Below are 6,977 nucleotides of genomic sequence, written 5' to 3'. Positions count from 1 at the left end.
CAGATGTGTATAAGAGACAGCCGCCCAAGCCCGCGCCGCCGCCTCCGGCTCGCCGGGGGCCGGCGGCCAGACGACCCTGCGCAGCCCCATCGCCGGCCTGGTGACTAGCGTCCAGGTCGCCCCTGGCGGCTTCGTCGCCCAGGGCGCGCCGGTGGCCGAAGTCTCCAATCCCCAAAGGCTGGAGGTGGTGTTCAACGTGCCCGCCGACGCCGCCGCCAAGCTGGCGGTCGGCGCGCCGCTGAAGTTGGTCGGGCCGGACGGCCGCGAGGCGTCCGCCGAGATCGTCGGCATCGCCCCGCTGTCGCAGCTGGCCACGGGCGCCGCGATGGTCCGCGCCCGCCCGCTCGGCGGCCAGCTGACCCCCGGCGCGGCGGTCAGCGCCCAGGTCCCGGCCGACGGCAAGGGCCTGCCCAGCGTGCCGTCCGACGCCGTGCAGACGGTCGAGGGTCGCCAGGTGGTGTTCGTCGCCGAGAAGAACGGCTTCCGCGCCCGCTCGGTGACCACCGGCCGCTCGGGCGGCGGACAGACCCAGATCGTCGCCGGACTGAAGGGCGACGAGAAGGTCGCCGGTCGCGGCGCCTTCGTTCTCAAGGCCGAGCTCGCCAAGGGCGAAGCCGAGCACGGACACTAGGGGGCCGCCATGCTGAACAAGATCGTGGCGCTGTCCGTGCGCCACCGTTTCGCGGTCATCCTGATCGCGCTGGCCATCGCCGCCTACGGCGCGGTCGAACTCTTCCGGCTGCCGATCGATGCGGTGCCCGACATCACCAACCGCCAGGTGCAGGTGACCACCGTCGCCCCGGCCCTGTCGCCCGAGGAGATCGAGCAGCGGGTCACCTACCCGCTGGAAACCGCCCTGACCGGCATCCCTGGCCTGATCGAGACCCGCTCGATCAGCCGCAACGGCTTCTCGCAGATCACCGCCGTCTTCACCGACCAGACCGACGTCTACTTCGCGCGCAACCAGGTCACCGAGCGGCTGCAGGGCGCCCGCGACGAGCTGCCCGACGGCGCCGAACCGGCCCTGGCCCCCATCACCACCGGACTCGGCGAAGTGATGATGTGGACGGTGAAGATGGCCCCGGCCAAGGGCGTCCGGCCCGGACAGCCCGGCCCGCAACCGGACGGGTCCTACCTCACCCCCGAGGGCGAGCGCCTGACCACCGAGATGGCCAAGGCGACCTATCTGCGCACGGTCCAGGACTGGATCATCACCCCGCAGCTGAAGACCGTCCCCGGCGTCGCCGGGATCGACGTCATCGGCGGCTACGTCAAGAAGTACGCGGTGCGGCCCGATCCGGCCCGCATGACCGCCTATGGCGTGGGCTTGGGCGAGGTGGTCGAGGCGGTCGAGCACGCCAACACCGTGGCCGGCGCCGGCTACGTCTCGCGCGGCGGCGAGGCCTTCGTAGTCCGCGCCGACGCCCGAGTCCGCTCGGCCGAGGACCTGGCCGCCGCCCCGATCAAGAATCACAACGGCCTGGTGGTCCGCGTCTCCGACGTCGCCACCGTCGAGATCGGCCAGGCCGCGCGACTGGGCGCGGCCCAGCAGCACGGCGAGGAGGTGGTGATCGGCACAGCCCTGATGCTGGCCGGCGAGAACAGCCGCACCGTCGCCCACGCGGTCGGCCGACGGCTGGAGCAGATCCAGGCCTCGCTGCCGCCGGGGGTCGAAGCAACGCCCGTGCTCGACCGCACCGCGCTGGTCGACCGCACCATATCGACCGTCCGCACCAGCCTGGCCGAGGGCGCGCTGCTGGTCATCGTCGTCCTGTTCCTGCTGCTAGGGAACGTGCGGGCGGCGATCATCACCGCCCTGGTCATCCCGCTGGCCTTCCTGTTCGGCGTCATCGGCATGAACCGGTTCGGGGTCTCCGGAAACCTGATGAGCCTGGGCGCCCTCGACTTCGGCCTGCTGGTCGACGGCGCGGTCGTCGTGGTCGAGAACACCCTGCGCCGCCTGACCCTACGTCGCCAGGCGGAGGGGCGCGACCTGACCAAGTCCGAGAGAATGAGCGAAGCGGTCGCCGCCGCTCGCCAGATGGTCCGCCCCGCCGCCTACGGCCAGGCGATCATCCTCCTGGTCTACGCCCCGCTGCTGGCGCTGGAGGGCGTCGAGGGCAAGATGTTCCACCCGATGGCCGCGACGGTCATGCTGGCCCTGGCCGGCGCCTTCATCCTGACCTTCACCCTGGTCCCAGCCCTGGCCGCGCTGCTGATCAAGCCGCCGGAGAGGGAACACCAGTCCAAGGCCGAGGCGGTCGTCCGCGGTCGACTGGAGCCGCTGGCGCGCCAGGCGGTGGCCCATCCGCGCCGCGTCGCCCTCGGCGCGGGCGGGATGGTCCTGGTCGGGATCGTGGTGTTCAGCCTGCTCGGCCGCGAATTCATCCCGACGCTCGACGAGAAGGACGTCCTGCTCCAAGCCCTGCGCGTGCCCAGCGCCTCGCTCGAGCAGTCGCTGGAGATGCAGGCCCGCCTGGAGAAGGCGCTGATCAAGATCCCCGAGATCGAGAACGTCTTCTCCAAGACCGGCACCGCCGAGGTCGCCACCGACCCGATGCCGCCGAGCATCTCCGACACCTTCATCATCCTCAAGGACCGCAAGGACTGGCCCGACCGCAGCCTCAGCAAGGCCGATGTCCTGGCCAAGATCGAGAAGGTCGCCGAGGGCCAGGTCGGCAACGCCTACGAGTTCACCCAGCCGATCCAGATGCGCTTCAACGAACTGATCTCCGGCGTCCGCTCCGACGTCGCGATCAAGGTCTATGGCGACGACTTCAATGAGATGGAGGCCACAGCCGAGAAGATCGCCACGGCGCTGCGCGGCGTGAAGGGCGCGGCCGACGTCAAGGTCGAGCAGGTGTCCGGCCTGCCGATGATGACCGCCCAGGTCGACCGCTCGGCCGCCGCCCTGCACGGGGTCCACGCCGCCGACGCCGCCGACGCGGTGCAGATCGCCCTGGCCGGCCGCACTGCGGGTCGCGTCTATGAAGGCGACCGCCGCTTCGACGTGATGGTCCGCCTGCCGGAGGAAGCTCGCAACGACCTCTCCGTCGTCGCCCAGACGCCGCTGGCGGTGAACGACGGGGCGGTGATGGTGCCGCTCGGCTCGGTCATCCAGTTCCAGGAGGGCGAGGGTCCGAACCAGATCAGCCGCGAGAACGGCAAACGGCGGATCGTGGTCCAGGCCAATGTCCGCGGCCGCGACCTCGGCGGCTTCGTCGCGGACGCCCGCGCCGCGGTCGCCGACGAAGTCAAGCTGCCGCCCGGCGCCTGGATCGACTGGGGCGGCCAGTTCGAGAACCTGCAGCGGGCCGAGGCGCGGCTGGCCATCGTCGTGCCTGTGGTGTTCGCCACCATCGCGGTGCTGCTCTACTTCGCCCTCGGTTCGGCGGCCCAGGCGGGCCTGGTCTTCGCCTGCGTGCCGCTGGCCCTGGTCGGCGGAGCGCTGGCCTTGCTGCTCCGGGGGATGCCGTTCTCGGTCTCGGCCGCGGTCGGGTTCATCGCCGTCTCGGGCGTGGCCACCCTGAACGGGCTGGTGCTGATCCAGGCGATCCGCGAGCGCATCGAGGCGGGGATGGACCCGCGCGAGGCGGCGGTCGAGGGCTCCATGGCCCGGCTGCGCGCGGTGCTGACCACCGCCCTGGTGGCGGTGCTCGGCTTCATGCCGATGGCGCTGGCCAGCGGCGCCGGGGCCGAGGTGCAGAAACCGCTGGCCACCGTGGTCATCGGCGGCCTGATCACCGCCACCCTGCTGACCCTGGTGGTGCTGCCGGCCTTCGCCAGCCGGGTGATCGGCCGCGCCGCGCAAAGACCGGCGGCTGAGCCCGTCGCGATCTAGCGCCGCGCCGGCGCGGAGCTCCCGCTGGGGGCCCTCCGCGCCAGCGCCGGTCATCTGGCGGAGAGGTTGAGCACCGCCTCGTCGCCGTCGCCCTCGACGTGGACGATCATCACCCCCAGGGCCGGGCCGTCATCGATCTGCAGCACCAGGTTCTGGCCTTTCAGCTCGGCCAGGCTGCGGCCGCTGCGGGTGCGGATCTTGGCGATGAACGACAGGATCGAGTTCTGGGCGTGCTCGATGGTAGCCTCGAAGGTCACCGCCTCCAGCGGCTGTTCCTGGGTCCCGAGGACCCCGCTGCCCTGCCTGGTCGAAAAGACCATCGTCCTACCTCATCAGCTTGAGCGCGCCGGTCACGGCGTCGATCTTGGAAATCTCGTCGGGGCCGATGCCCACGCAGGTCGGCGTGCCGGACGCGACCACCGTGCGGCCCGCGTCGCGGATCAGCATCACCGGCAGGCCCGCTGCCTCGGCCTGGCGCGCCAGCTCAAACAGCTCGGCCTCCGAACCGCAGCGCAGCACCACCTTGGGCATCCCCGCCTGCAGCCAGCCGGCCTGCTGCTCGCGCGGCGCGTTCAGCAGCCCGCCGACGGCGGCGTGCGCGACCTGGGCGGCCATCTTGCCGGGCGGCAGGCCGAGCGCCTCGTTGACGACGATGACTTGCTTCATGGGCGGTGTGTGCCCGCCAAGCCCCCCGAAAGGCAAGGCCGCCGTTTTTACCCGGACACCTCATCGCCATGCCGTTAGGATCGCGTCTCGCAAGGACTCTGCCGCATGACCGACACGCCCGACGAAACCCCGATCCAGCGCGCCCTGCGCCTGAAGAAAGAGGCCATCGAGGCGCGGCCGAAGCCGCCGCGCGGCGGACGCTTCCAGCGCGAGCAGGCGGCCGCCGCCCGCTCCTCGTCCAAGTCCAAACCCTGGATGTCGCGCTAGCTAGCCGAACAGCGCGATCTTGAAGACCATGCTGATGATCGCACCGAAGCCGAGCAACAGCAGCGCCACGGCGATCCAGAACGTCGACGAAACCGGGAACGTGCTTTCGGCGAAGATCAGGCCATGCTTGGCCATATCGTCCCGCGTCGCCTTCAGCTCGCGCATGAACTTTACGTGGCGCGCCATGCCGATGATCAGCATCAGTATGCCCAGCGACACCAGCGCGATGCCGAAGTTCCGCGGGGCCGCGGCGCTGGCGATGGCGCCGGCGTCGCGCAACTTCTGGAACGCCTGGTAGATCGTGAAGCCGAAGCCGATCAGCGACAGCGAGGTGCGGATCACCGACATCAGCGTGCGGTCGTCGCTCATCCGCGTCCGCTGAAACGACATCCCGGTCCGCCGCATCGACATCTCGGTCCGCTCGGTCGACAGGTCGGTGCGGAACTCCGACAGGTCCGTGCGATGCTCCGACAGGTCGGTCCGGTGGGTCGAGAGCTTGGTGCGATGGGTGGAGTAGGTGACCGACGCGCCGTCGGCGTCCAGGCCGCTGACGTCCGGCAACGACGGCAGCGGCGGGTTCTGCACCCGTTCGGGCCGCTGGGGCCCGGTGGTCGGCAGCTTGGCCATGTGTCTTCGCCCTGACTGGTGGCTGTCAGGCGCGAGAGTGCGGGGCGCTCCCTGAGCGGTCTATTGGGGTTATCCCCAGGTGGCGCGTGGGCGGATGGCCCGGGGCGGGGCGGTCTGCGCGAGGTCTCGCCGATAATTCACCGGCGGGAATCGGCTGCTGACAAACCGCTGTCAGCAGTTCCGCGTTCTTTTGGCGCAAAGCAACCGGAGCCGACCATGTCCGACCTCGTCTTCTACACCAACCCCATGTCGCGCGGCCGCATCATCCGCTGGATGCTCGAGGAGGTCGGCCAGCCCTACGACACCAAAATCCTGCGCTGGGAGACCGGCGAGACGAAGGGCGCCGACTACCTGGCGATCAATCCGATGGGCAAGGTGCCGGCCATCGTCCACGACGGGGTGATCGTCACCGAATGCGCCGCCATCTGCGCCTATCTCGCCGACGCCTTCCCGCAGGCCGGCTTGGCGCCGCCCCCGAGCAGCCGGCTGCGCGGTCCCTACTATCGCTGGCTGTTCTTCGGGGCCGGCCCGATCGAGCAGGCCGTGGCCGCCAAGATGATGAACCTTCAGCCGACGGCCGAACAGCGCACCTCGCTGGGCTTCGGCTGCGTCGAGGACGTGCTGGCGGCCGTCGAGGGCGCGGTCGAAAACCGCCCCTACCTCGTTGGCGACAGCTTCACCGCCGCTGACCTCTATCTCGCCTCGCACCTGTCCTGGGGCATGAACTTCGGCACGATCGAAAAGCGCCCGGCGTTCGAAGCCTATGTCGAGCGCCACGTCCATCGTCCCGCCGCCCTACGCGCCGACGAGATCGACAACGCCCTGATCGCCGCCGCGCAGGCGCCAGCCTGAACCACGGCGGCGACCGGCGAGACGTTCAATGCAGAATGGAGTTCAGGCCTGCGCGGCCAAGCGCCTGCGCTAAGGCCTGGACATCATGGCGGAGAGGGTGGGATTCGAACCCACGGTACCCGTAAAGGTACGCCGCATTTCGAGTGCGGTGCTTTCGACCACTCAGCCACCTCTCCAGAGACGTCGTTCGGGCCTCGAAGAAAGAGAGCCCGCTGAGCGCGAGGCGCGGAACCTACTCATCCGGCCCCGCGAGATCAAGCGGGCGTTTTGCGATCTTTCAACGCGGATAGAGGATCATCTGCGTACAGCGGAACAGCGCGATGGCCTTGCCGCTGTCGGCGTGGGTGGCGACGGCGTCCCAGACCTGGGTCATCCGGCCGCCGTGGACCAGCTTGGCTTCGCAGGTCACCACCTCGCCGGCCTTGGCCGTTCCGAGGAAATTGCTTTTCAATTCAATGGTCGTGAAGCCGACCGCGCCCTGCGGCAGCGAGATCCGGCAGCCGTAGCCGGCGGCCGAATCCAACAGCGCGATGACGCTGGCCGCGTGCATGAAGCCGTTGGGAGCCATGTGCTTCTGCTCGACCTTCACCTGGCTGTGCAGGTAGCCCTCGCGCGCCTCCAGCACCTCCAGCCCCAGCTCGCCCGGCAGGAAGCCCTGCTGCATGGCGTTGAGGTCGTCGGGCGTGTTGCCGCTGAGGTTGGTGAAGGCGTCGGCCATCGAAAA

Annotated in this window: 7 protein-coding genes, 1 tRNA gene and 1 pseudogene; 4 read left to right on the top strand and 5 right to left on the bottom strand. The window is 69.8% G+C overall.

The annotated features are described in order from the left end of the window. Positions 1 to 40 precede the first annotated feature (40 nt). Positions 41 to 631, top strand: a pseudogene (locus tag OUA97_RS09645) (efflux RND transporter periplasmic adaptor subunit); the annotation flags it as partial. A gap of 9 nt (positions 632 to 640) precedes the next feature. Next, positions 641 to 3,841 (top strand): efflux RND transporter permease subunit, encoded by a 3,201-nt coding sequence (locus tag OUA97_RS09640; protein WP_267231680.1) that lies wholly within the window; start codon positions 641 to 643, stop codon positions 3,839 to 3,841. A 50-nt stretch (positions 3,842 to 3,891) separates the two neighbouring features. Here OUA97_RS09640 and OUA97_RS09635 read toward each other — a convergent pair whose 3' ends face one another. Next, positions 3,892 to 4,161 (bottom strand): hypothetical protein, encoded by a 270-nt coding sequence (locus OUA97_RS09635; protein WP_267231679.1) that lies wholly within the window; start codon positions 4,159 to 4,161, stop codon positions 3,892 to 3,894. A gap of 4 nt (positions 4,162 to 4,165) precedes the next feature. Continuing rightward, positions 4,166 to 4,507, bottom strand: coding sequence for a peptidyl-tRNA hydrolase Pth2 (gene pth2, locus OUA97_RS09630; RefSeq protein ID WP_267231678.1), 342 nt, complete (start codon positions 4,505 to 4,507; stop codon positions 4,166 to 4,168). Positions 4,508 to 4,612: 105 nt separating this feature from the next. On the opposite strand from pth2, the gene OUA97_RS09625 reads away from it, so the two are divergent. Further along, positions 4,613 to 4,774: a hypothetical protein gene (locus tag OUA97_RS09625; RefSeq protein ID WP_267231677.1), complete on the top strand. Its 162-nt coding sequence runs from the start codon at positions 4,613 to 4,615 to the stop codon at positions 4,772 to 4,774. On the opposite strand, the gene OUA97_RS09620 is transcribed toward OUA97_RS09625, so the two are convergent. Further along, positions 4,775 to 5,401 carry a YidH family protein gene (locus OUA97_RS09620; protein WP_267231676.1) on the bottom strand — a complete coding sequence of 209 codons (627 nt, stop codon included), beginning with the start codon at positions 5,399 to 5,401 and terminating at the stop codon, positions 4,775 to 4,777. Between the two features lie 216 nt (positions 5,402 to 5,617). On the opposite strand from OUA97_RS09620, the gene OUA97_RS09615 reads away from it, so the two are divergent. Next, the gene (locus tag OUA97_RS09615) at positions 5,618 to 6,253 is read left to right on the top strand and encodes a glutathione S-transferase family protein (protein WP_267231675.1); all 636 of its coding nucleotides are present in this window, start codon (positions 5,618 to 5,620) and stop codon (positions 6,251 to 6,253) included. An 86-nt stretch (positions 6,254 to 6,339) separates the two neighbouring features. Here the strand turns inward: OUA97_RS09615 and OUA97_RS09610 are convergent. Together OUA97_RS09610 and OUA97_RS09605 are read right to left on the bottom strand one after the other, a co-directional pair. After that, positions 6,340 to 6,429, bottom strand: a tRNA-Ser gene (locus tag OUA97_RS09610). Positions 6,430 to 6,530: 101 nt separating this feature from the next. Next, positions 6,531 to 6,971 carry a PaaI family thioesterase gene (locus OUA97_RS09605; RefSeq protein WP_267231674.1) on the bottom strand — a complete coding sequence of 147 codons (441 nt, stop codon included), beginning with the start codon at positions 6,969 to 6,971 and terminating at the stop codon, positions 6,531 to 6,533. Positions 6,972 to 6,977 lie beyond the last annotated feature (6 nt).

Source organism: Phenylobacterium sp. 58.2.17 (assembly GCF_026411515.1).
Taxonomy (GTDB): Bacteria; Pseudomonadota; Alphaproteobacteria; order Caulobacterales; family Caulobacteraceae; genus Phenylobacterium.
Note: the sequence above shows the minus strand (reverse complement) of the source record. Positions and strands in the feature narration are given on the sequence as shown.

Bases quoted from the DNA above. Each gene is read 5' to 3' on its own strand.
- OUA97_RS09640 (WP_267231680.1), top strand. From the start codon at position 641: ATGCTGAACAAGATCGTGGCGCTGTCCGTGCGCCACCGTTTCGCGGTC.
- OUA97_RS09635 (WP_267231679.1), bottom strand. From the start codon at position 4,161: ATGGTCTTTTCGACCAGGCAGGGCAGCGGGGTCCTCGGGACCCAGGAA.
- pth2 (WP_267231678.1), bottom strand. From the start codon at position 4,507: ATGAAGCAAGTCATCGTCGTCAACGAGGCGCTCGGCCTGCCGCCCGGC.
- OUA97_RS09625 (WP_267231677.1), top strand. From the start codon at position 4,613: ATGACCGACACGCCCGACGAAACCCCGATCCAGCGCGCCCTGCGCCTG.
- OUA97_RS09620 (WP_267231676.1), bottom strand. From the start codon at position 5,401: ATGGCCAAGCTGCCGACCACCGGGCCCCAGCGGCCCGAACGGGTGCAG.
- OUA97_RS09615 (WP_267231675.1), top strand. From the start codon at position 5,618: ATGTCCGACCTCGTCTTCTACACCAACCCCATGTCGCGCGGCCGCATC.
- OUA97_RS09605 (WP_267231674.1), bottom strand. From the start codon at position 6,971: ATGGCCGACGCCTTCACCAACCTCAGCGGCAACACGCCCGACGACCTC.